General features: G+C 72.0%; 20 protein-coding genes. 10 read left to right on the forward strand and 10 right to left on the reverse strand.

Annotated elements, in window-relative coordinates:
* Positions 1-27 precede the first annotated feature (27 nt).
* The 4 genes from ACH4EB_RS02560 to ACH4EB_RS02575 form a co-directional block, all read right to left on the reverse strand.
* Positions 28-603 (reverse strand): TerD family protein, encoded by a 576-nt coding sequence (locus ACH4EB_RS02560; protein ID WP_030023140.1) that lies wholly within the window; start codon positions 601-603, stop codon positions 28-30.
* A gap of 259 nt (positions 604-862) precedes the next feature.
* On the reverse strand, positions 863-1,438 hold the full coding sequence (locus ACH4EB_RS02565) for a TerD family protein (protein WP_398345404.1): 576 nt from the start codon (positions 1,436-1,438) through the stop codon (positions 863-865).
* Positions 1,439-1,650: 212 nt separating this feature from the next.
* Positions 1,651-2,109: a peroxiredoxin gene (locus ACH4EB_RS02570; protein WP_398345405.1), complete on the reverse strand. Its 459-nt coding sequence runs from the start codon at positions 2,107-2,109 to the stop codon at positions 1,651-1,653.
* 207 nt (positions 2,110-2,316) lie between these two features.
* Entirely contained in the window at positions 2,317-2,757 is a 441-nt protein-coding gene (locus ACH4EB_RS02575) for a DUF3052 domain-containing protein (RefSeq protein WP_398345406.1), read from the reverse strand.
* A gap of 471 nt (positions 2,758-3,228) precedes the next feature.
* On the opposite strand from ACH4EB_RS02575, the gene aceE reads away from it, so the two are divergent.
* Positions 3,229-5,961, forward strand: a complete 2,733-nt coding sequence (gene aceE / locus ACH4EB_RS02580) for a pyruvate dehydrogenase (acetyl-transferring), homodimeric type (RefSeq protein ID WP_398345407.1) — start codon at positions 3,229-3,231, stop codon at positions 5,959-5,961.
* 160 nt (positions 5,962-6,121) lie between these two features.
* On the opposite strand, the gene ACH4EB_RS02585 is transcribed toward aceE, so the two are convergent.
* From ACH4EB_RS02585 to ACH4EB_RS02595, 3 genes are all read right to left on the reverse strand, one after another.
* Positions 6,122-6,451, reverse strand: coding sequence for a small hydrophobic protein (locus ACH4EB_RS02585; RefSeq protein WP_398345408.1), 330 nt, complete (start codon positions 6,449-6,451; stop codon positions 6,122-6,124).
* Positions 6,452-6,520: 69 nt separating this feature from the next.
* On the reverse strand, positions 6,521-6,925 hold the full coding sequence (locus ACH4EB_RS02590; RefSeq protein ID WP_398345409.1) for a peptidase inhibitor family I36 protein: 405 nt from the start codon (positions 6,923-6,925) through the stop codon (positions 6,521-6,523).
* 388 nt (positions 6,926-7,313) lie between these two features.
* The gene (locus ACH4EB_RS02595; RefSeq protein ID WP_398345410.1) at positions 7,314-8,918 is read right to left on the reverse strand and encodes an MFS transporter; all 1,605 of its coding nucleotides are present in this window, start codon (positions 8,916-8,918) and stop codon (positions 7,314-7,316) included.
* Positions 8,919-9,031: 113 nt separating this feature from the next.
* Between ACH4EB_RS02595 and ACH4EB_RS02600 the strand changes: the two genes are divergently transcribed.
* The 7 genes from ACH4EB_RS02600 to ACH4EB_RS02630 all read left to right on the forward strand — a co-directional run bounded on the left by ACH4EB_RS02600 (position 9,032) and on the right by ACH4EB_RS02630 (position 17,253).
* Positions 9,032-9,745 (forward strand): TetR family transcriptional regulator, encoded by a 714-nt coding sequence (locus tag ACH4EB_RS02600; RefSeq protein ID WP_398345411.1) that lies wholly within the window; start codon positions 9,032-9,034, stop codon positions 9,743-9,745.
* Positions 9,746-9,952: 207 nt separating this feature from the next.
* Entirely contained in the window at positions 9,953-11,176 is a 1,224-nt protein-coding gene (locus tag ACH4EB_RS02605) for an alpha/beta hydrolase (RefSeq protein ID WP_398345412.1), read from the forward strand.
* 167 nt (positions 11,177-11,343) lie between these two features.
* Entirely contained in the window at positions 11,344-12,240 is an 897-nt protein-coding gene (locus ACH4EB_RS02610; protein WP_398345413.1) for a DUF4429 domain-containing protein, read from the forward strand.
* A gap of 143 nt (positions 12,241-12,383) precedes the next feature.
* Positions 12,384-13,766 (forward strand): sensor histidine kinase, encoded by a 1,383-nt coding sequence (locus ACH4EB_RS02615; protein ID WP_398345733.1) that lies wholly within the window; start codon positions 12,384-12,386, stop codon positions 13,764-13,766.
* The gene (locus ACH4EB_RS02620) at positions 13,763-14,443 is read left to right on the forward strand and encodes a response regulator (protein WP_398345414.1); all 681 of its coding nucleotides are present in this window, start codon (positions 13,763-13,765) and stop codon (positions 14,441-14,443) included. The genes ACH4EB_RS02615 and ACH4EB_RS02620 overlap by 4 nt, the downstream gene beginning before the upstream one ends.
* 347 nt (positions 14,444-14,790) lie before the next feature.
* A complete protein-coding gene (locus ACH4EB_RS02625) occupies positions 14,791-15,954 on the forward strand; it encodes an alpha/beta hydrolase (RefSeq protein ID WP_398345415.1) in 1,164 nt (387 codons plus the stop codon).
* Between the two features lie 72 nt (positions 15,955-16,026).
* Positions 16,027-17,253 (forward strand): acyltransferase, encoded by a 1,227-nt coding sequence (locus ACH4EB_RS02630; protein WP_398345416.1) that lies wholly within the window; start codon positions 16,027-16,029, stop codon positions 17,251-17,253.
* A 73-nt stretch (positions 17,254-17,326) separates the two neighbouring features.
* Here ACH4EB_RS02630 and ACH4EB_RS02635 read toward each other — a convergent pair whose 3' ends face one another.
* Positions 17,327-18,346: an aldo/keto reductase gene (locus tag ACH4EB_RS02635; protein ID WP_398345417.1), complete on the reverse strand. Its 1,020-nt coding sequence runs from the start codon at positions 18,344-18,346 to the stop codon at positions 17,327-17,329.
* A 7-nt stretch (positions 18,347-18,353) separates the two neighbouring features.
* Positions 18,354-18,827, reverse strand: a complete 474-nt coding sequence (locus tag ACH4EB_RS02640; RefSeq protein WP_398345419.1) for a MerR family transcriptional regulator — start codon at positions 18,825-18,827, stop codon at positions 18,354-18,356.
* A gap of 208 nt (positions 18,828-19,035) precedes the next feature.
* Between ACH4EB_RS02640 and ACH4EB_RS02645 the strand changes: the two genes are divergently transcribed.
* A complete protein-coding gene (locus tag ACH4EB_RS02645) occupies positions 19,036-19,854 on the forward strand; it encodes a serine hydrolase domain-containing protein (protein WP_398345420.1) in 819 nt (272 codons plus the stop codon).
* 68 nt (positions 19,855-19,922) lie between these two features.
* On the opposite strand, the gene ACH4EB_RS02650 is transcribed toward ACH4EB_RS02645, so the two are convergent.
* Entirely contained in the window at positions 19,923-20,597 is a 675-nt protein-coding gene (locus ACH4EB_RS02650; protein WP_398345421.1) for a pirin family protein, read from the reverse strand.
* A 72-nt stretch (positions 20,598-20,669) separates the two neighbouring features.
* On the opposite strand from ACH4EB_RS02650, the gene ACH4EB_RS02655 reads away from it, so the two are divergent.
* Positions 20,670-21,860, forward strand: coding sequence for a PucR family transcriptional regulator (locus tag ACH4EB_RS02655; protein WP_398345422.1), 1,191 nt, complete (start codon positions 20,670-20,672; stop codon positions 21,858-21,860).
* Positions 21,861-21,934 lie beyond the last annotated feature (74 nt).

The following is a 21,934-nucleotide window of genomic DNA, read 5'->3' on the forward strand; positions in this document are numbered from 1 at the left end:
GGTCCCCCGCGCGCAGCGCGCGGCGCTTTACGAAACGTTGACCCCGAAGTCTAGAGCGATGCCTCGCAACCCCGACGCGTACCCCTGGCCCACCGCGCGGAACTTCCATTCACCGCTGTAGCGGTAGACCTCACCGAAGATCATTGCGGTTTCGCTGGAGGCGTCCTCGCTGAGGTCGTAGCGGGCCAGCTCGCTGCCGTCCGCCTGGTTGACCACCCGGATGAAGGCGTTGCTGACCTGGCCGAAGCTCTGGCCACGGACATCCGCCTCGTGGATCGAGACCGGAAAGACGATCTTGTCGACCTCTTCGGGGACCGTGCTGAGGTCGACGAGGATCGACTCGTCGTCCCCTTCACCCTCACCCGTGAGGTTGTCGCCCGTGTGCTCGACCGAGCCGTCCGGACTCTTGAGGTTGTTGTAGAAGACGAAGTACTCGTCGCCGAGCACCCGCCCTGACCTGCACAGCAACGCGCTGGCGTCCAGGTCGAACGGCGCTCCCGTGGTCGAGCGCGCGTCCCAGCCGAGGCCGACCATGACCTGCGTGAGATTCGGAGCGGCCTTGGAGAGGGAGACGTTGCCTCCCTTTGCGAGCGTGACGCCCATGGTGTTCGCATCCTCCCCGGTGACGGTGGTGCCGCGGTGGTCCACGGCTTTCATACGGGTTCGTACGGGCCCGTACGGGACGGACACGGCCCCGGATACGCCACCTTTACGGCGCACGCGTGGACTCCGTGCGGTGCGCGTACGCCGCGTCGCGGGATCCGTGTCCCGTACGGCTCCCGTACGGGCTTCAAGCGCGCCCGGCGCCGTACTCCCCGGACAGGGGTGTACGGCGCCGGGTGCGGAAGGGTGACGGCTCGGGTCAGACGTTGACGCCGAAGTCCTGCGCGATGCCGCGCAGGCCCGAGGCGTACCCCTGACCGATGGCCCGGAACTTCCACTCCGCACCGTTGCGGTACAGCTCGCCGAAGACCATGGCGGTCTCGGTCGAGGCGTCCTCGCTCAGGTCGTAGCGCGCGAGCTCGTTGCCGTCGGCCTGGTTGACGACGCGGATGAACGCGTTGCGCACCTGGCCGAAGCTCTGCTGGCGGTTCTCGGCGTCGTAGATGGACACCGGGAACACGATCTTGGCGATATCGGCCGGCACCGCGGCCAGGTTCACCTTGATCTGCTCGTCGTCGCCCTCACCCTCACCGGTGATGTTGTCGCCGGTGTGCTCGACCGAGCCGTCCGGGCTCTTCAGGTTGTTGAAGAACACGAAGTTCTGGTCGTTGGCGACCTTGCCCTGGTCGTTGGCCAGCAGAGCGCTGGCATCCAGGTCGAAGTCCGTACCGGTGGTGGTACGGGCGTCCCAGCCCAGACCGACGACGACCGCGGTCAGATTGGGGGCTTCCTTCGTCAGCGAGACGTTTCCGCCCTTGCTGAGGCTGACTCCCACGAGTCCTCCCTGGGTTCGAGGGGTACGTATTGCTTTGCGCCCCCATCGTGCATGGCATCAGATCAACGATTTGATCCTAGTGACCGGTTCCCACCGATTACAGGTACCGGTACGGACACCGCGCCGATGTCGCGGCGGGAGCCGCTCCCGGCGGGGCCGGCCGCCGGAAAGGGCGGGCCGGGGACCGGCCGGGAACGGCCCGGCGCCCGGGATCAGAGGGTGTCGAGCGCCTTGAGGTAGTCGTTGAGGTCACGGGCGTCGGGCAGGCCGTTGACGACCGACCAGCGCACCACGCCCTCCTTGTCGATGATGAAGGTCCCGCGCACCGCGCAGCCCTTCTCCTCGTCGAAGACGCCGTACGCCCGCGAGGCCTCGCCGTGCGGCCAGAAGTCCGACAGCAGCGGGTATTCCAGGCCCTCCTGCTCGGCGAAGACGCGCAGCGAGAAGGGCGAGTCGTTGGAGACGGCCAGCAACTGCACGTCGTCGTTAACGAACTTCGGCAGCTCGTCGCGCAGGGCGCACAGCTCACCGGTGCACACGCCGGTGAAGGCGAAGGGGTAGAAGAGGAGGACGACGGCCTTCTCGCCGCGGAAGTCGGAGAGCTTGATCAGCTCACCGTGCTGGTTCTTCAGCTCGAACTCCGGAGCCTTCGAGCCGACCTCGATCGCCATGGGGACCGTTCCCTTCGCAGACACCGTGCGCGGACGCCTTCGCCGTGCCCGGCGCCGTCACCGGCGTGCGGCGCGGGGCACCGCCGGCAGCGTCCGCTCCGGCGGATTCCAACAGGTTGCGGCCAACCCTACGCGCCGGGGCGCACACGCCGAGCCCCCCACCGGATCATCCGGCGGGGGGCTCGGTACGGAACGTGGGGGCGCAGGTCAGCGCTTGCCCGACTTGGCACCCTTGGGGGTGACCAGGCGGCTGCCGCTCCAGTCCTTGCCCGCGTTGATGCTCTTGGTCTGGGAGAGGCCCGCGGTCTGCGCGGCTTCATTGATGTCGCTCGGCTCGACGTACCCGTCACGGCCGGTCTTGGGGGTCAGCAGCCAGACAGGGGCACCCTCGTCGATCAGACCGATGGCGTCCACCAGCGCGTCCGTGAGGTCGCCGTCTTCGTCCCGGAACCACAGCAGGACGACGTCAGCGACGTCGTCGTAGTCCTCGTCGACGATTTCCTGGCCGGTCACGGCCTCAATGCCTTCTCGGAGCTCCTGCTCGACGTCGTCGTCGTAGCCGATCTCCTGGACCACCTGCCCGGGCTCGAACCCCAGCCTGGCGGCAAGGTTGGTCCGCTCCTCCGCGTGGTCCGCGGTCGCGCTCACGGATTGCCTCCTGTCATGTTTCGGAAAATGGCTTGCACCCACGCGTGCGCGGGGCATTGGGCGTAGTCCACACGGGCCGGGCGGATCGCGCAAGTACCCGGCGGCCGAGACCGTCGAAACGGTGACGTTTACCGCCGTCTCGCCGCAACTGCGACCCCTTCACGCGCGGCGGTAAGTGATTCACCCCACACCGCTTTGCCGTCTTTATCAGGTTTTGGTAGAAGACTGGGCCCTTTGGGGGGCGTCGCTCGGTACGCGGACACCCTCTCGGGGTTCGCACGACCGTACGGCGACCGGTTCCGGCGTGGGCGTATGGTTGCGATTTGGCCGACCTCAAAAACCGGCCTTGCAGCGCCCGTCTCTTAGGGAGTGGTTACCCACCGGTAGAGATGACGTATCCCGGCGAGCCGGTACACGATGGAAGACGGCGCGACACCAAAGCAGAGCAAGACCGAACAGCGAAGGAACAGCGTGGCTTCCGGATCCGATCGCAACCCGATCATCATTGGCGGCCTTCCCAGCCAGGTCCCGGACTTCGATCCCGAAGAGACCCAGGAATGGCTCGACTCGCTCGACGCAGCCGTCGATGAGCGAGGCCGGGAACGTGCCCGCTACCTCATGCTTCGCCTGATCGAGCGGGCCCGCGAGAAGCGCGTGGCCGTGCCCGAGATGCGCAGCACGGATTACGTCAACACCATCGCGACCAAGGACGAGCCGTTCTTCCCCGGCAACGAGGAGATCGAGCGCAAGATCCTGAACGCGACCCGGTGGAACGCCGCGGTGATGGTCTCCCGGGCGCAGCGCCCCGGTATCGGCGTCGGCGGCCACATCGCCACCTTCGCGTCCTCCGCCTCCCTGTACGACGTGGGCTTCAACCACTTCTTCCGGGGCAAGGACGACGGCAAGGGCGGCGACCAGATCTTCTTCCAGGGCCACGCCTCCCCCGGCGTGTACGCCCGCGCCTACCTCCTGGACCGCCTGAGCGAGGCGCAGCTCGACGCCTTCCGCCAGGAGAAGTCCAAGGCCCCGCACGGCCTGTCCAGCTACCCGCACCCGCGGCTGATGCCGGACTTCTGGGAGTTCCCGACCGTCTCGATGGGCCTCGGCCCGCTCGGCGCGATCTACCAGGCCCGGATGAACCGCTACATGGAGGCGCGCGGCATCGCCGACACCTCCGACTCGCACGTGTGGGCCTACCTCGGCGACGGCGAGATGGACGAGCCGGAGTCGCTCGGCCAGCTCTCCATCGCGGCGCGCGAGGGCCTGGACAACCTGACCTTCGTCGTCAACTGCAACCTCCAGCGGCTGGACGGCCCGGTCCGCGGCAACGGCAAGATCATGCAGGAGCTGGAGTCGCAGTTCCGCGGCGCCGGCTGGAACGTGATCAAGCTGGTGTGGGACCGGAGCTGGGACCCGCTGCTGGCCCAGGACCGCGACGGCATCCTGGTCAACAAGCTGAACACGACCCCGGACGGTCAGTTCCAGACGTACGCGACCGAGACCGGCGCATACATCCGCGAGCACTTCTTCGGTGACGACCACCGCCTGCGCGCGATGGTCGAGAACATGACCGACCACCAGATCCAGCACCTGGGCCGCGGCGGTCACGACCACAAGAAGATCTACGCGGCGTACGCGGCGGCCAAGGCCCACAAGGGCCAGCCAACGGTGATCCTCGCGCAGACCGTCAAGGGCTGGACCCTCGGTCCGAACTTCGAGGGCCGCAACGCGACCCACCAGATGAAGAAGCTGACGGTCGACGACCTGAAGATGTTCCGCGACCGGCTGCACCTGCCGATCCCGGACAAGGACCTGGAGGACGGCCTGCCGCCGTACTACCACCCGGGTCGCGACTCCGAAGAGATCCAGTACATGCACGACCGCCGCAAGGCGAACGGCGGGTACGTCCCGACCCGTGTCGTGCGGGCCAAGCCGCTGCCGCTGCCGGACGAGAAGGCGTACGCGGGCGCGAAGAAGGGCTCCGGCCAGCAGAAGATCGCCACGACCATGGCGTTCGTGCGGGTCCTGAAGGACCTCATGCGGGACAAGGAGATCGGCAAGCGCTTCGTGCCGATCGCGCCGGACGAGTACCGCACCTTCGGCATGGACGCGTTCTTCCCGTCCGCGAAGATCTACAACCCGCTGGGCCAGATCTACGAGTCGGTCGACCGCGAACTGCTGCTGGCCTACAAGGAGTCGCCGACCGGCCAGATGCTGCACGACGGCATCACCGAGGCCGGCTGCACCGCCTCGCTGATCGCGGCGGGCTCCGCCTACGCCACGCACGGCGAGCCGCTGATCCCGGTCTACGTCTTCTACTCGATGTTCGGGTTCCAGCGCACCGGTGACCAGTTCTGGCAGATGGCCGACCAGCTCGCGCGCGGCTTCGTGCTGGGTGCGACCGCCGGCCGTACGACCCTGACCGGTGAGGGCCTCCAGCACGCGGACGGCCACTCCCAGCTCCTCGCCTCGACCAACCCGGCGTGTGTCGCCTACGACCCGGCGTACGGGTACGAGATCGCGCACATCGTCAAGGACGGCCTGCGCCGGATGTACGGCGAGGACAGCGAGGACGTCTTCTACTACCTCACCGTCTACAACGAGCCGATCCAACACCCGGCCGAGCCGGCGGACGTGGACACCGAGGGCATCCTCAAGGGCCTGTACCGCGTCAACCAGGGCGCGAAGGGCGAGCACGCGGCCCAGATCCTCGCCTCCGGCGTGGCGGTGCCGTGGGCGCTGGAAGCCCAGCAGATCCTGGCCGACGAGTGGAACGTCAAGGCGGACGTCTGGTCGGCGACCTCCTGGAACGAGCTGCGCCGGGACGCGGTGGAGGCCGAGGAGCACAACCTGCTCCACCCGGAGGAGGAGCAGCGCGTCCCGTACGTGACGCAGAAGCTCGCCAACGCCGAGGGCCCGAAGGTGGCCGTTTCCGACTGGATGCGTGCGGTTCCCGACCAGATCGCGCGCTGGGTGCCGGGCACCTACCAGTCGCTGGGCGCCGACGGCTTCGGCTTCGCGGACACGCGCGGCGCGGCCCGCCGCTTCTTCCACATCGACGCGCAGTCGATCGTCCTCGGCGTGCTCACCGAGCTGGCCCGGGAGGGCAAGGTGGACCGCTCGCTGCTGAAGCAGGCGATCGACCGCTACCAGCTCCTGGACGTCGCGGCCGCGGAGGCCGGCGAGGCGGGCGGCGACGCGTAGGCACCCGACGCGTCGTCACCCGCGCGAGCGCTGACACCGCGAGGCGCCCCCGGCCGGATCTCTTCGGCCGGGGGCGCCTCGCGTCGCGGTTCCGGTGGTCCTGCCCGCCCGTTTCCTCACCCGCGGGCAGGTGATCGCGTACGGCTGCGGCGGGACCCGCTCAGAACGGGGCCCCCACGGCCGTGGTGGTGATCCGGATGATCGCCAGTACCGTGTCGATCGCACCGAGGACGACAGCCACCAGCGCCGGGAGCGCATGGCTCCCGTTGCTCCACCGGCGGCCCATCGCGAGCCAGCCGAGCAGCACGGACACCGGCCCGAGAATGATGCTCAGGATGAAGAATCCGGCAACCGCGCAGATCAGTCCGATCACGCCCAGCGTCGCGCGGTCCGGCCCGGTCCGAGGCCCCGTCCGGTCTCGTGAGCGGGGGTTGCTCCGCAGGTGGGTACGCCATCGGGTACGGCTGTGCTGTCCGAGGCCCGCCATCATCCCTCCCGAGGGTCGCGTGGTTCGGGCTCGGAGCCCGGGTACCCCCCGTCGCCGTACCCACTCCCCCGGTCAGCGCTCCCAGATTTTGAACGCCCTGACCTGGTAAGGGGATTCGGGCACCCAGCTACCGCCGCCCGGGTAGGTGTCGAACTCCCCGGTTTCCTCGCACTCGGCGCTCTGGTAGGTGGTGACGGGCCGGCCCGTGCGGTTGGCGAACGAGCTGCCGCGGACTCCGGCGGGCAGCGTGACGCAGCTTTCGATGTCGGTGCCGGACAGTTCGTAGGTGTGCCGCTTGCCGCCGAAGCCGCGGGCCGGCCAGACGCAGAACTGGCCGGTGGCGCAGTCGCCCGCGGCCGGTCCCGCATGGGGCCGAGGCCGGTGCTGCGGCGCTCCGTGCGCTGACGGGACGCCGAGGTGGGCGGCGGTCAGTGCGGCGGCTCCGGTCAGCAGCGCGACGGCGTGGATCGTACGCATGTGGATCTCCCCCGTGGAGTATGTGGTGGCCTGCCACGGCGGGCGGTTGTCCGCCGTGGGTCGATGATCCGAGCTTGGCCGCGCGGTGCCGCCGGAGCCAAGCCCGCGACGGGTGGCCCACCCTGATAGGCGATGCGCTGCCGCCGGGGCGGCAACATGGCCGGCACGGCGGGCCGTTGACGTCTCTGCCACCGGCTCCGGCGCCGTGGTGTCCGGGCGGGCGGCGTGCAGGCCGGACCCGTACGGCCGGGTCGCGGAGGCGGGGTGCGGAAAGCCGCACGTCCGTACGGGGGACCGGGCACCTGTGGAGAAACGAAACGCGCGGCCGGCCGGAGCGGGGAGCCCCGGCCGGCCGCGCGTCGACGCGACCCGGTCGTCCGGCGGACGGTCAGATGTGACCGACGCCCGCGCCCGCCTCCGCGTTGGCGCCGCGCTTGGTGAACAGCGCGACGACCGCCGCGACGACCGCGACGGCGCAGGCGACGGTGAAGGCCAGCCCCATGCCCGACACGAAGGTGTCGTGCACGGCGGTGCTGACGCGGTCGACGATCTGCGGCGTCATGCCCGGGGCCTGGGCCACCTGCGGCGGCACCGCGCCGACCTCGGCGGCGGCCTTCAGCGCCGGGTCCGGAGCACCCGGCAGGCCGGCCTTGGTCCAGTTGCCCGCGAACTCCGAGCTGACCTTGCTGGACATCACGGCGCCGAGCACCGCCGTACCGAGGCTGCCGCCGACCTGCATGGCCGCCTGCTGGAGGCCGCCCGCCACACCGGACAGCTCCAGCGGCGCGTTGCCGACGATGACCTCGGTGGCGCCGACCATGACCGGCGCGAGGCCCAGGCCCAGCAGCGCGAACCACAGCGACATCGTCAGGGTGTCCGTGCCGGTGGTCAGGGTGGTCATGCCGAACATGGCGACGGCGGTGCAGACCATGCCGCCGACGAGCGGGATGCGGGGGCCGAACCTGGTGATCAGCGCGCCCGCGGCCGGCGAGCCGACGATCATCATCGCGGTCAGCGGCAGCAGGCGCAGACCGCTGTCGACGGGGCTCAGGCCGTGCACGTTCTGCAGGTAGAAGGTGACGAAGAAGAGGCCGCCCATGAAGGCGAAGGCCATCAGCACCATCAGGACCGTGCCGGCCGTCAGCGGTACGGAACGGAACATCCGCAGCGGGATCAGCGGCTCGCGGACCTTGGTCTCCAGGACCGCGAAGGCGGCGAAGACGACGATCGCGGCGCCCAGGAAGCCCAGCGTCTTCGCGTCGCCCCAGCCCCACTCACCGGCCTTGATCAGGGCCCAGATGAGGCAGAACATGGCGCTGGAGAGCAGCACGATGCCGGGGATGTCGAAGGAGCGCGGGGCGTTCGCGGCGCGGTGGTCCTTGAGGATCGCCAGGCCCAGTACGAGGGCGAGGACGCCGACCGGCACGTTGATGAAGAACACCGACTGCCAGTTCACGTGCTCGACGAGCAGGCCGCCGACGATCGGGCCGCCGGCGGTGGAAGCGCCGATGACCATGCCCCAGATGCCGATGGCCATGTTGAGCTTCTCGGCCGGGAAGGAGGCGCGCAGCAGTCCGAGGGCGGCGGGCATCAGGAGCGCGCCGAAGATGCCCTGGAGCACGCGGAAGGTGATGACCAGCGAGGCCTCACCGGACAGACCGATGGCCCCGGAGGCGAGCGCGAAGCCCACCACGCCTATGAGGAACGTCTGCCGGTGGCCGAAGCGGTCACCGAGCTTGCCGGCCGTGATCAGCGAGACGGCGAGGGCCAGCAGATACCCGTTGGTGATCCACTGGACGTCGGCGAGCGACGCCTTCAGGTCCGCCTGGATGGCCGGGTTGGCGATGGCGACGATGGTGCCGTCGAGGGCCACCATCATCACGCCGATCGCGACGGAGAACAGGGTCAGCCACGGATGACCCCGGAGTCCCTTGCGAGGCTCCGGGGCGGGGAGGTCCGGCGCGGCTTCGGCAACCGAGGTCTGAGAGCTCATCCCCCGAGGCTAGTGTCAGCCACTGACAGTTGACAAAGTAATTCATGAGTCGGTAACTGTCATTTAGCTCACAGGTATTCTGAGCAGCGGCGACAACAGAAAGGCGGCGCAGGATGACCGGCTCCACGCCGCAGGTGACACGGCCTGAAATCGCCCGGCCCCACGAAGGCGGACCCCCCGGCAGTACCGGGCCCGGCGGCCTGCGCGAGCGCAAGAAGCAGCGCACCCGGGACGCGCTGATCCGCTCCGCCCTCGAACTGTTCACGGCGCACGGCTACGAAGAGACGACGATCGACGAGATCGCCGAGGCCGTCGACGTCTCGCAGCGCACGTTCTTCCGCTACTTCGCGAGCAAGGAGGAAGTCGTCTTCGCCGTACAGGAAATGGTGGAGGCGCGCTTCATCGAGGAACTGGAGCGGCGGCCGGCGACCGAAGTGCCCCTGGAGGCGCTGCACAACGCCACGATGACTTCGTGGAACGACATCGGTGGCGCGATCCAGTCGGTGATTCCGCTGGAACTGCACATGCGGACGTACCGGATGATCGAGTCGACGCCCGCTCTCGTGGCCGCCCACTGGCGCCGCTACTCGGAGCTGGAGGAGCAGGTCGCCCGGCTCATCGCGCGCCGCGAGGGGCTCGACGTGACGGCCGACCCGCGGCCGCGGGTGGTGGTCGCGGTGTTCAGCGGCGCGATGCGGGTCGCGGGGAAGGTGTGGGGCGAGGGCGAGGACGTCAGCGTGGAGTCCATCCGCGAGATCACCGAGGAGTACCTCGCGAAGATCGGCCCGGCCGTCTGCGGGGACTGGCGCGGCCCGAAGGGCCGCTGACCGGGCGGTCGGCGAGCCGCGGCGGAAGGCCGGTGCGGGCCGGGCGTCCCGGCGCCGGTCCGAGTTCCTGCCTGAGCCCGTTTCTGCACGTCTGAGCGTCGGGCCAGGGCGCACCGTGTCCGAAGTGGTCCCATATGACCAGCGCGAAACGTGATATCCCTCACCCGCTCAGCGGGCGCCCCGTCACGTCTCCTAGGGTGGCCCGCGGTGACTTCTTCCTTTCCGGGGCTCGGTTCCCCCTCCTTCGGTTTCCTGCAGTCCACCGCCTGGCGTGCCGCGCTCGCCCTGTTGGTGGTGTTCGTGATGCTCGCGATGACCGGCTGGACGGCCGTCAGAGGCAGCAAGGACGACGCGAACCCGCTGGCCTCCGCGCGGTCCGCCTGGGAGCACGCCTCCTTCCGCGGCCACCGGCTGCCGGACACCGGCTCCGCGCCCGGCACGCTCGCCGCCTTCTTCCGGAAGCTGGGCCGCGCCGACCGGGCCGCGCTCGTCAGCCGCTACCCGCTGGTGGTCGGCAACATGGGCGGCGCCCCCGTCGACCTGCGCTACCGGGCCAACAGAGAGGCGCTGCGGCAGGCCGGTGAGGTGGAGCGGAAGCGGATGCACGACCGGCGGCTGACGCCGGTGGGCCGCCAGGAGGCGAGCCGGCTGATGCACCGCTTCGAGTCGATGCGCGGCCCCGGCCGGCAGATCCTCGCGTTCGATCCGGCCGGGGGCGGCCGGGCCGCCGAGGTCTTCGGCGACCTGCGCCAGGCGCGCCGCGTCTCCGTGGTGGTGCCCGGCGTGGACACCAATCTCGCGACCTTCGAGCGCACCGCGCGGGCGACGAGCGCGCCCGCCGGCATGGCCAGGTCGCTCTACGACGCCGAGCGGTCCGTAGGCGACGGCGACTCCCGTACGGCCGTGATCGCCTGGGCCGACTACACCGCGCCCGCCGGACTCGGTGTCGGCGCGGCCACCGGCCGGCTCGCCGAGGCGGGTGCGGTACGGCTGAACGCGCTGGTGCGGGCGCTGCCGAAGCCGGCTTCCGTCTCGCTGATGTGCCACAGCTACGGCTCCGTGGTGTGCGGCGTGGCGGCCCGCCGGCTGCCGTCCAGCGTCAGTGACATCGCGGTGGCGGGCAGCCCCGGGATGCGGGCGGAGAGCGCCGAGGGGCTCGGTACGCACGCCCGGGTCTGGGCGATGCGGAACGCCGACGACTGGATCCAGGACGTGCCGTACCTGGAGGTCGGCGGGCTCGGCCACGGGGCCGACCCGGTCACCGCAGCCTTCGGCTCCCGGGTGCTCTCGGCCGCCGGCGCCGAGGGCCACGCCGGGTACTTCGTGCCCGGCAGCCAGAGCCTGCGCAACTTCGCGAAGATCGGGGTGGGCGCGGTCGCCTCGGTGGACTGCGCCGCGCAGGACCGGGACTGCTCGGCCGGCCTTGCCTGAGCGGCGGGGTCCGACGGGCCCTGGCCGCCAGGTACCGGCCCCGCGGCCGGGGCACGTACCGGACGGGCCGGGCGGGCGGGCGGCATGGGGCAAAAGCGGCTTGACGCGCGTAGCGCATGATGTCCGGAAGGGGGACGGGCGGGCGACCGCCGCTTACGATGAGCCGCATGGGTGATGTGCTGGCCGGTTTTCACGCCGTCTGGGAGTTCGACACGGACTCCGTGCTCATCCGCTTCGAACGGGGGATCCGCAGGCCGAAGCTCTTCCAGGCGCTCGGCGAGCGACGCGTCCCCTACGAGGCGCTGAGGTCCGTCGAGCTGTCGCCGGGCAGACGCGGCACGGTGGTGCTGCGCGCGCTGCCCCGGCCGGGCGCCGACCCGCTGATGGAGGCCGCCGACGGCCAGCTCAAGGACGATCTCGACCCGTACCGCCTGGTGCTGCCGGCCGATCGCGGGACCCTCGCCGAGTACTACCGCGACGAGCTGCGCGCCGTCCTCGGACCCGCCGCCGCGCTGCCCGCCGACGAGCATCTGGTGGCCGCGCCGGAACCGCCGCTGACCTTCAAGGCGTACGACGGCAAGGCGTCCTTCGACGGCAGCTCGGTGGCGTTCCGCTGGTTCTGGACGGGGGCGTCTTCGGCCAAGTGGAAGTGCGGTGACCAGCACTTTTCCGTCGGTGAGCTGTCCGGGGTGGAGTGGCGCTCGCCGGAAGGCGGCGCCGGGGTGCTGTCGGGCAACGGCTACCTGCGGCTGGTGGAGCGCGACGCGCGGGACGCGCGGCCCGGCGAGGCGGACCAGGACCCGGCCTCGGTGGTCTTCGGGCTGGGGTACGGTCCGGTGCACGAGTCGCTGCCGTTCGCCGCCTCGGTGCTCCAGGCGGTACGAACCGCCGCGCCCGGCGCCGGTCCGGCGCCGGGACGGCCGGTGCGGACCCGTACCGACGAACGCCGCGACCCGGCCGACATCGCCGACCGCATACGGCAACTGGGCGAGCTGCACACGGCAGGCCTGCTGACGGATGCCGAGTTCACGTCGAAGAAGGCCGAGTTGCTGGCGGAGCTGTAGCGGCGCGGGCGCGGGGCCGCGGGCACCGTGGGGCGAGCCGGTGGGGCCGCTGGCCGTGGGCGGACCCGGCCGCACCCGCCAGTACCGCGGTATGACATCCGTGCTCCCCGTACCGGGGTATGACGGCAGAGGCCGACCCCCGTATGACGCCCCGGCCCCCGGCCGCCGCTTACGCTGACCAGGCCATGAAGACCACACCACGCCCCACGGGCGACCGCCGTCCCGCCCGCGACCGCCTCCTGCGGGCCGGGCGGCAGGCGCTGCGCACCCTCGCCGAGGACCTCGGGAGGCCGACCGACCCCGGCACCCCGCTCTTCGGCCACGTGCAGAACCGCTGGCTGCGCCTGCTGCCGTACGCGGTCGCCTTCGCCTTCATGGCCTCCCTGCTGCCCACGACGGTGCACGTCTTCACGCACGACTACGGGCTCAGCGGCGGCCCGGCCGGCGCGCTGGCCACCGCCCAGACCGTGCCGCTGCTGCTCGCGGTGGCCCGGCCGCTCCAGGCCTGGTGGGTGATCTTCGCGGCGGACATCGCCGGCGCGGTGCTGCTGGCCGCCGCGCCGGCGGGCGAGGGACGCGTCTGGCCCTGGCCGGCCACGGTCATCATCGGTTACCTCGCCCTGATGCTCGCGCTCTCGCTGCGCGAGCGGCGCCGCACGCTGATGGCCGTCTGGGGAGCGACCGGCGCCGTGAGCACCTACTTCGAGCTCGTCAAGCCGGAACACAGCGACGGCACCTGGGTGCTGACGTTCGTCCTCTCCGGTGTCGTGCTGCTGGTCGGTGGCGCGCTCCGGGAGCGCGGTGCGGCCCAGCGCAAGCTGATCGAGCAGGAGAACATCAGCGAGGCGGAGCGGGCCATGCGCACCCTGCTGGAGGAGCGCACGCGCATCGCCCGCGAGCTGCACGACGTCGTCGCCCACCACATGTCGGTGATCACGGTCCAGGCCGACAGCGCGCCGTACCGCATCAGCGGCATACCGGAAGCCGCCCAGGAGGAGTTCAGCACCATCGCCGCCACCGCGCGGGAGTCGCTGGCCGAGATGCGGCGGCTGCTGGGCGTGCTGCGCAGCGAGGAGACGGAACGGCACGGCGGTCCGGAGAAGGCGCCGCAGCCCGGCCTGGCGCAACTGCCGAAGCTGGTCGAGGGGACGGTGCGGGCGGGCGTCCCGGTCGAGTTGGCGCTGCCCGACGAGCCGGTGGCCCTGGCGCCCGCGGTGGACCTGTCGGCGTACCGCATCGTGCAGGAGGCGCTGGCCAACGTCGTACGGCACGCCCCGGGCGCGCCCACCCGCGTCTCGGTCACCGCCGACGGGGCGGGCGGCCGGCTGACCGTACTGGTCGTCAACAGCGCCCCGCCGCGCGCCGCCGCGCCCCTGGAGCCCTCCGGTACGGGCCATGGACTGGTCGGTATGCGCGAGCGCGTACGGCTGGTGGACGGCACCCTGGACACCGGGCCGCTGCCCGACGGCGGCTTCCGGGTCGCCGCCCAACTCCCCCTCACAGCAAAGGACCGCCACCCCGCATGACCACTCGGGTGATCATCGTCGATGACCAGGCCATGGTGCGCGCCGGCTTCGCCGCGCTGCTCGCCGCGCAGAGCGACATCGACGTCGTCGGTGACGCGCCGGACGGCGTGCGGGGCGTCGAACTGAGCCGCCGCACGCACCCGGACGTGGTGCTGATGGACGTCCGGATGCCGGAGATGGACGGGCTGGAGGCGGCCCGGCACCTGCTGGATCCGCCGCCCGGCGTCGTGCACCGGCCGAAGGTGCTGATGCTCACCACGTTCGACGTGGACGACTACGTGTACGAGGCGCTGCGGGCCGGGGCGTCGGGGTTCCTCCTCAAGGACGCGCCGCCGGCCGATCTGATCTCGGCGGTTCGGGTCGTCGCGGCGGGTGAGGCGCTGCTCGCGCCGTCCGTGACGCGACGGCTGATCGCCGACTTCGCCCGGCAGCGGCCCGCGCCCCGCAAGGACCGGACCGCGCTGCGGCTCAACGGGCTGACCCCGCGCGAGACGGAGGTGCTGGAGCTGATCGCCCGCGGGCTGTCGAACCAGGAGATCGCGGACGCGCTGGTGCTCGCCGAGCAGACCGTGAAGACCCACATCGGCCGGGTGCTGGCCAAGCTGGAACTGCGCGACCGTGCGCAGGCCGTGATCTTCGCGTACGAGTCGGGGCTGGTGTCGCCGGGCGTGAACTGACCGGGCGGTGTGGTGAGGGGGCGGATGGGATCGCGCGGGGTGGCGCGACCGGTCCCCGCACCCCCGTGTCCCGCGCCCCCGCACCCCGGCCCCCACCACCCGCTCCGGGCCGCCCGCTCCCGACCGCCCACCGCCGGCGATGCCCACCGCCGGGCCGGTCAGCGCGGCCGAAGGTGGGGCTAACCCCCCACGCTGCCTGAGGGTGGCCGGTCGTGCTGGAGGACTAGCAGGTCAGCCACCCCCTACCCCGGTATCAGCGGACAGTTGGCCCCGCGGTGTGACGCCGCGTCATACGTCCGCTTCCTACGTTTCCCTCCGTCACACCAACGGAAGAGGGAGACCCCACCATGTCCTTGCTGCGCCGGTTCACCCCACGCGGTAGGCGCACGCTCGTCGCGGTCACGCTGGCGGCGGCGGTCGTCGGCGGCACCGGCGGCTGGGCGGCGGGGTCCACCCAGGAGGCCGTCACCGGCCCCGCGCCCGGGGCCGCCGCCTGGCGCGCGGATCACTCGTTGGGCCAACGGCTCCCCGACCCGGCGGCCGCCACCCCGGCGGACGTCGCCCGGTTCTTCGCCTCGCTGACCGAGGCCCAGCGGCAGGAGCTGACGGCCCGTCACCCGCTGACCGTGGGCAACCTGGACGGCGCGCCCGTGGCCCTGCGCTACCGCGCCAACGCCCTCGCGCTGAAGGCCGAACGCGACCGGCAGACGGCCCGGGCCACCGATCCGGCCGGGACCCTCCAGGACCACCGGGAGGCGCGCCGACTGGCCGATCGTTACGCCGAACTGCTCCGCCCCGGGCGGCAGATACTCGCCTTCGACCCGCGCGGCCGAGGCCAGGTGGCCGAGGTCTTCGGGGACCTGGCGGCCGAGCGGACGTCCGTGTTCGTGCCGGGCTCGGACATCGACCTGTCCTCGTCCGACCGCGAGCGCGACCCCTACGGCACGCCGTCCGGCATGGCGAAGTCGCTGCGGGCCCGGATGGCCGCCCAGGCGCCCGGTGTCCGTACGGCCGCGATCGCCTGGACCGGCTACACCACACCGGTCGGCCTCGGCCCGGACGCCGCGACCGGCCGCCTGGCGGAGGCCGGCGCCCCGCGCCTGGCCCGCTTCCTGGACGGGCTGGCCGCCGTCGGGGTCCGGGCCCCCGCCCTGCTGTGCCACAGCTACGGAACGGTCGTGTGCGCCCAGGCCGTACCGCTGGTGGAGCCGGGGCGGATCGCGGACCTCATCGTCTTCGGCTCCCCCGGTATGCGCACGGACAGCGTGGCGGCGCTGCGCACCACCGCCCGGGTGTGGGCGGCCCGCGACGCCTCCGACTGGATCGGCAACGTGCCGCACGTCGAGTTCCTGGGCCTGGGCCACGGTACGGACCCCACCGACCCGGAGTTCGGCGCGCGCCGGGTGCCCGCGCGGACGGCCGAGGGCCACACCGGCTATCTGGCGCCCGGCACGGACTCGTTGCGCAACTTCGCCGACATCGCCCTCGGCCGTTACGGCCAGGTGCGCTGACGGACACCGGGCCCGCGCCCCACGCCTCCCGCCCCCGAACCTCCACCGCGACGTCCTCCGAAGGAGGCCCTCATGGCCACCTCACTCCTGGCCCCCGTCCACCGGGCCGTCCGCACCATAGAGGGCCGCACCCCCGCCCACCGTGACCGCGCCGTCGACGGCCTGCGGGCTCTCGCGCTGCTCGCCGTGCCGACCGGGCACTGGCTGCTCGGCGGTTTCACCCTCGATCCCGACGGCGCGCTGCACAACGCGAGTCCGCTGACCTCCTTCGCCGCCCTGGCGCCCGCGAGTTGGGTGCTCCAGATGCTCGGCATCTTCTTCCTGGTCGGCGGGTACGCCTCGGTGCTCTCCTTCCACCGCGCCGCCGCCCGCGGGGAGTCGACGGGCCGCTGGCTGCGGGCCCGCCTCGCCCGGCTGGGCCGCCCCGTCCTCGGCGTGACCGCCGTGTGGGCGGCGATGATCGCCGTACTGTCCCCGCTCGGCGTGCCCGAGGCGACGCTGCGTACGGGCGCGACGCTGGTCATCCAGCCCCTGTGGTTCGTCGGCGTCTACGCGGGGATCACCGCGCTCACGCCGTACTGCGTCCGCGCGGCACGCCGCACGGGCGTCTGGTCCGCGGCGCCGCTCCTGGCCGCCGTCGCCGTCGTCGACCTGCTGCGGTACGGGCCGTACGCGGACGCCATGCCCTCGTGGCTGAGCCTGCTCAACCTGCTGCCGGGCTGGATGTTCGCCTACCAACTGGGCGTGGCCTGGGGGGAGAAGCGGCTCGGCGGGCGTGCCGCCTGGACGCTGCTGCTCGGCGGCACCGCCCTGTTCGCCGCGCTGCTGCTCTTCTTCCACTACCCGGTGAGCATGGTCGGCGTCCCGGGCCAGGACCGTACGAACTCGCACCCGCCGTCGCTGCTGGTGCTCGCGCTGGCCGCCGCCCAGTCCGGGGCCGCGATCCTGCTGCGCGACCGCATCGCCCGGCTGCTGCGCCGCCCCGCCCTCTGGGCGCCCGTGGTCGTCGTCAACCTCTGCGCGATGACGATCCTGTGCTGGCACCAGACGGCGCTGTTCTCGGCGGCCGTCCCGGCCTCCTTCCTCGGGGCCGTGCCCGGCCTGACCACCGCCCCGGACACCGCCGGCTGGATTCTCGCGCGCCTCGCGTGGCTGCCCGTCCTCGCCGTCGCGCTGCTGCTCATCGGCCGGCTGACCCGCCGTTTCGAGGCGCCGTGGACGGGCGTCACGGCGGTCCGCCGGGCCGTGGCGGGGGTCCTGGCGGCGGCCTTCGCGGTGTTCGCGCTGGGCCTGGCCTGAGCGGGGCGGGGGCGTGGGCGCGGTGGGCGGAGCCGATCGGGGGACGGCTCCGCCCGCCGCTTGTCCGGGTCCGCTACTCCCGGCCCGCCGAGGTGAACCGCATGTCCGCGTACCGGTCGCCCGCGACCTTCCCCGCGACGGGCGCCAGGAGTGCCAGCTCCGCCTCGCCGAGCACGACGCGGGTGGCGGCCGCGTTCTCCTCGACCCGGCTGCGCTTGCGCGTCCCCGGGATCGGCACCACGGGCAGGCCGTGCACCCGCGCCTGCTGATGTATCCAGGCCAGCGCGATCTGCCCGAGCGAGGCCCCGTGGGCCGCGGCGACCTCGCGGACCGGCTCCAGCAGGGCCGCGTTGGCCTTCGCGTTGTCGCCCGTGAAGCGGGGCTGCTGACGGCGGAAGTCGTCCGCGCCCAGCTCGACGTCGGCGTTGACGAACGAGCCGGTCAAGAACCCGCGGCCGAGCGGCGAGTACGGCACGAAGCCGACGCCGAGTTCGCGGGCGGCCGGCACCACGCCGTTCTCCACGTCCCGGCTGAACAGCGACCACTCCGACTGCACGGCCGCGATCGGGTGGACGCCCTGCGCCGCGCGCAGTTCGGCACCGGTGACCTCGCTCAGGCCCAGGTGCTTGACCTTGCCCTCGGCCACCAGCTCGGCCATCGCGCCGACCGTGTCCTCGATGGGGACGGCCGGGTCGCGCCGGTGCATGTAGTACAGGTCGATCTCGTCCACGCCGAGGCGGCGCAGGCTCGCCTCGACGGCCTGGCGGATGTAGGGGCGGTCGTTGCGGATGGAGCGTTTGGTGGGGTCGTCCGGGTCGACGGCCAGGGCGAACTTCGTCGCCAGCACGACCTCGTCGCGGTGCGCCCGGATGAACGGCGCGATGAACTCCTCGTTGTGCCCCATGCCGTACATGTCGGCGGTGTCGAAGAGCGTCACGCCCAGTTCCAGCGCGCGCTCCAGCGTCGCCCGCGCCTCGCCCCCGTCCTCCGTGGGCCCGTACGCGAAGCTCATGCCCATGCAGCCGAGGCCCTGGATGCCGACCCGCGGGCCGGTGGCTCCCAGTCGGACGGTTTCGATCTTTTCGGTGGTCATGCCGACCTCAGACTCTCTCGGACGCCCGGCGGGCGTCGGCGTAAACGTCGATCTTGTAGTCGAGGACCTGGAGGGTGCTCCGCAGCTCGGCGATCCGCTGCCGTACGTCCTCGCGGTGGGCGGTCAGCAGCCGTTCCCGCTCGGGGAAGGTGTGGGCGCCCTCGCGCACCAGCTCGGCGTAGCGGACCATGTCCGCGACCGGCATGCCGGTCAGGCGGAGCTTGGTCACCAGGTCCAGCCAGTCCAGGTCGCGGTTGCTGAAGCGGCGCTGGCCCGTGTGCGTACGGTCCACGTGCGGCATCAGCCCGATCCGTTCGTACCAGCGCAGGGTGTGCGCGCTCAGACCGGTGTGCTCGGCGACCTCGCTGATCGTGTACTGGTCGCGGCCGGCGGGCCGCGGGTGCAGCACCGCGCCCTTGCAGAGGGCCGGCCGCACCGGCTCCTGGTCCGCCGCCGTCCTGTCCGTCGCCGTCACCGTCATGTCGCGCCTCCCGTAGTCGCCGGATGTCCCGGTACCGGGACGCCTTCTCCCGGATCTCTCACGACGTCCTCAACGCTAGAGACCTGGAGTGCACTCCAAGCAAGCGAAGTCTTGACCCGGTCTTGGGCGGAGGGGAGCCCCCCGCCCCTTCCCCACCGTCTGCCCGGCCCGTCCCGGCCGCGCCACCGGGGGCGTTAGGCTCGGGGCCATGTCCTTGCAGAGCCTTCGGATGATCGAGAACTGGCCGGTGCCGACCGCGGCCGCCGCCGTCGTACGGACCGACGGGACGGTGGCCGGATCGTACGGTCCCCCGGAGCACCGCTTCCCGCTGGCCTCGGTCACCAAGCCGCTCGCCGCGTACGCCGCGCTGCTCGCCGTCGAGGAGGGCGCGGTCGAGCTGGACGAACCGGCCGGGCCGCCGGGCTCGACCGTCCGCCATCTGCTCGCGCACACCTCGGGCCTGGCCTTCGACGAGGACCGTGCGCAGGCCGCGCCGGGTGAGCGCCGCCTGTACTCGAACGCGGGCTTCGAGGCGCTCGGCGACCACATCGCCAAGGCCACCGACATCCCCTTCCCGCGGTACCTGCGCGAGGCGGTCCTCGAACCGCTCGGCATGACCGCCACCGACCTGCCGGGCTCGCCCGCCAAGGACGGCGTCTCGACCGTCGCGGACATGGCCCGCTTCGCCGCCGAGCTGCTCGCGCCGCGCCTGGTGGCGCCGCAGACGCTCGCCGAGGCGACGTCGGTGGTCTTCCCCGGCGTCCGCGGTGTGCTGCCCGGCTACGGCATGCAGAACCCGAACGACTGGGGCCTGGGCTTCGAGATCCGCGACGGCAAGACGCCGCACTGGACGGGCGCTTCGTCCTCGCCGCGCACCTTCGGGCACTTCGGCCAGTCGGGGACGTTCCTGTGGGTGGACCCGGACGCGGGCGCGGCCTGCGTCGCACTGGCCGACCGGGCCTTCGGCCCCTGGGCGATCGAGGCGTGGCCGCCCCTCACGGACGCGATCCTCGCCGAGCTGCGCTGAACGCGCGCGACGGCGGCGCGGTGGCACCGGCCCGGCCCCTTTCGGCCGGCCGCCCGGCCGCCGCCCCCTCAGCCGTACGACGGTTCGCCCGGCATCTCCCACAGCAGGCACTCCGCGGCGCCCTCGGCGGCCAGCTCCAGGCCCGCCGCGTCCGTGATCCGCGCCGCGTCCCCGGCCGCCAGGCGCTCGCCGGCCAGCCGGACCGCGCCGCGCACGACGTGCACGTACACCCGCGGCGCGTCCGGCACCGCGGACCGCTCGCCGTCGGACAGCCGCCGGACGTGCAGCATCGACGCGGCCCTGGGCAGCGCGTACGGCGTCCCGTCGGCGATGCCGCGCACCACCTCGTACTCCGGTTCGCCGCCGAAGCAGGTGGGTGCGAGCCACATCTGCACGAACCGCAGCGGCTCGGCACCGTCGTTGCGCTCCTCGTGCCGCACGCCGTCCGCCGCGCTGAGGCGCTGCACGTCGCCGGGCCGCACCACCGTGCGGTGGCCGGTGGTGGAGTCGTGGTGGGTCAGCTCCCCCTCGACGACCCAGGTGACGATCTCGGTGTCGCGGTGCGGGTGCTCGTCGAAACCGGCGCCGGGTGCCAGCCGTTCCTCGTTGCAGGCGATGAGCGCGCCGCAGCGGAGGTTGTCCGGGTCGTAGTGCGGGCCGAAGGAGAAGGCGTGCCGGGTCTCGATGCCGGCTGCCGCGTCACCGCCCGGATAGCGTTCGTCGCCTCTGTGTACCTGGATCACCCGACCACCGTAGTCCCCGCCCCGAGAGCCCACCGCGCCATCACACCGCCCCGATAAGGCAGGCTTGTCCCCGTGTCTGAACCCGCATCGCGCGACCCGCACCCGCATCCGCACACCGCGACCCTCCGCCGTCTGGAGAAGTCGTCGGGAAAGCTGGCTGCCAACGCCATCGCCCGCATGGACGCGCAGTTGCCGTGGTACCGCGCCATGCCGCCGGAGAACCGCTCGTGGATCGGGCTGGTGGCCCAGGCGGGCATCGCGGCCTTCACCGAGTGGTTCCGGCATCCGGAGACGCCCCAGGCCATCAGCACCGACGTGTTCGGTACGGCGCCGCGCGAGCTGACCCGGGCGATCACCTTGCGCCAGACCGTCGAGATGGTCCGCACGACCATCGAGGTCATGGAGGCGGCGATCGACGACGTGGCGGCCCCGGGCGACGAGGGCGTGCTGCGGGAGGCGCTGCTCGTCTACGCGCGGGAGATCGCCTTCGCCACCGCCCAGGTGTACGCGCAGGCCGCCGAGGCGCGGGGCGCGTGGGACGCGCGGCTGGAGTCGCTGGTCGTCAACGCGGTGCTCTCCGGGGAGGCGGACGAGGGGGCGGTCTCGCGGGCCGCCGCGCTCGGCTGGAATTCTCCCGAACACGTGTGCGTTGTGCTGGGTACGGCCCCCGACGGGGACAGCGAGCTGACGGTGGAAGCCATCCGCCGTGCGGCCCGGCACGCCAAGCTCCAGGTGCTCACCGGCGTCCTGGGCAGCCGTCTGGTGGTCATCGCGGGCGGCTCGGACGATCCGCTCAAGGCGGCGAAAGCCCTGATCGGTCCGTTCGCGGCGGGCCCGGTGGTGGCCGGTCCGGTGGTCGCCGACCTGCTGGCGGCGACCCGTTCCGCGCAAGCCGCCGCGGCGGGGCTGAAGGCATGTGCCGCTTGGCCGGATGCCCCCCGTCCCGTACTGTCCGACGACCTGCTCCCGGAGCGGGCGATGGCCTCCGACCCGGCGGCGCGTGACCAACTGGTGGAGGAGATCTACAGACCGCTGGAGGAAGCAGGCTCGGCGCTCCTGGAGACGCTGAGCGTGTATCTGGAACAAGCCAGCAGTCTGGAGGGCGCGGCCCGGATGCTCTTCGTCCACCCCAACACCGTGCGCTACCGGCTGCGACGTGTGACCGACGTCACCGGATGGTCACCTTCGGACGTACGCTCCGCCTTCACGCTGCGCATCGCGCTGATCCTGGGGCGGCTGGCCGACAGTGACAGCCAACCCTAGCCTTTTGTAGAACACCGACAATTCCCCTGATGGTTCTTCGTCCCTGTCCCCACGGGCGGGCGGGACCTCCCACA

The sequence above is a fragment of the Streptomyces sp. NPDC018045 genome, from assembly GCF_044327445.1.
Lineage (GTDB): Bacteria > Actinomycetota > Actinomycetes > Streptomycetales > Streptomycetaceae > Streptomyces.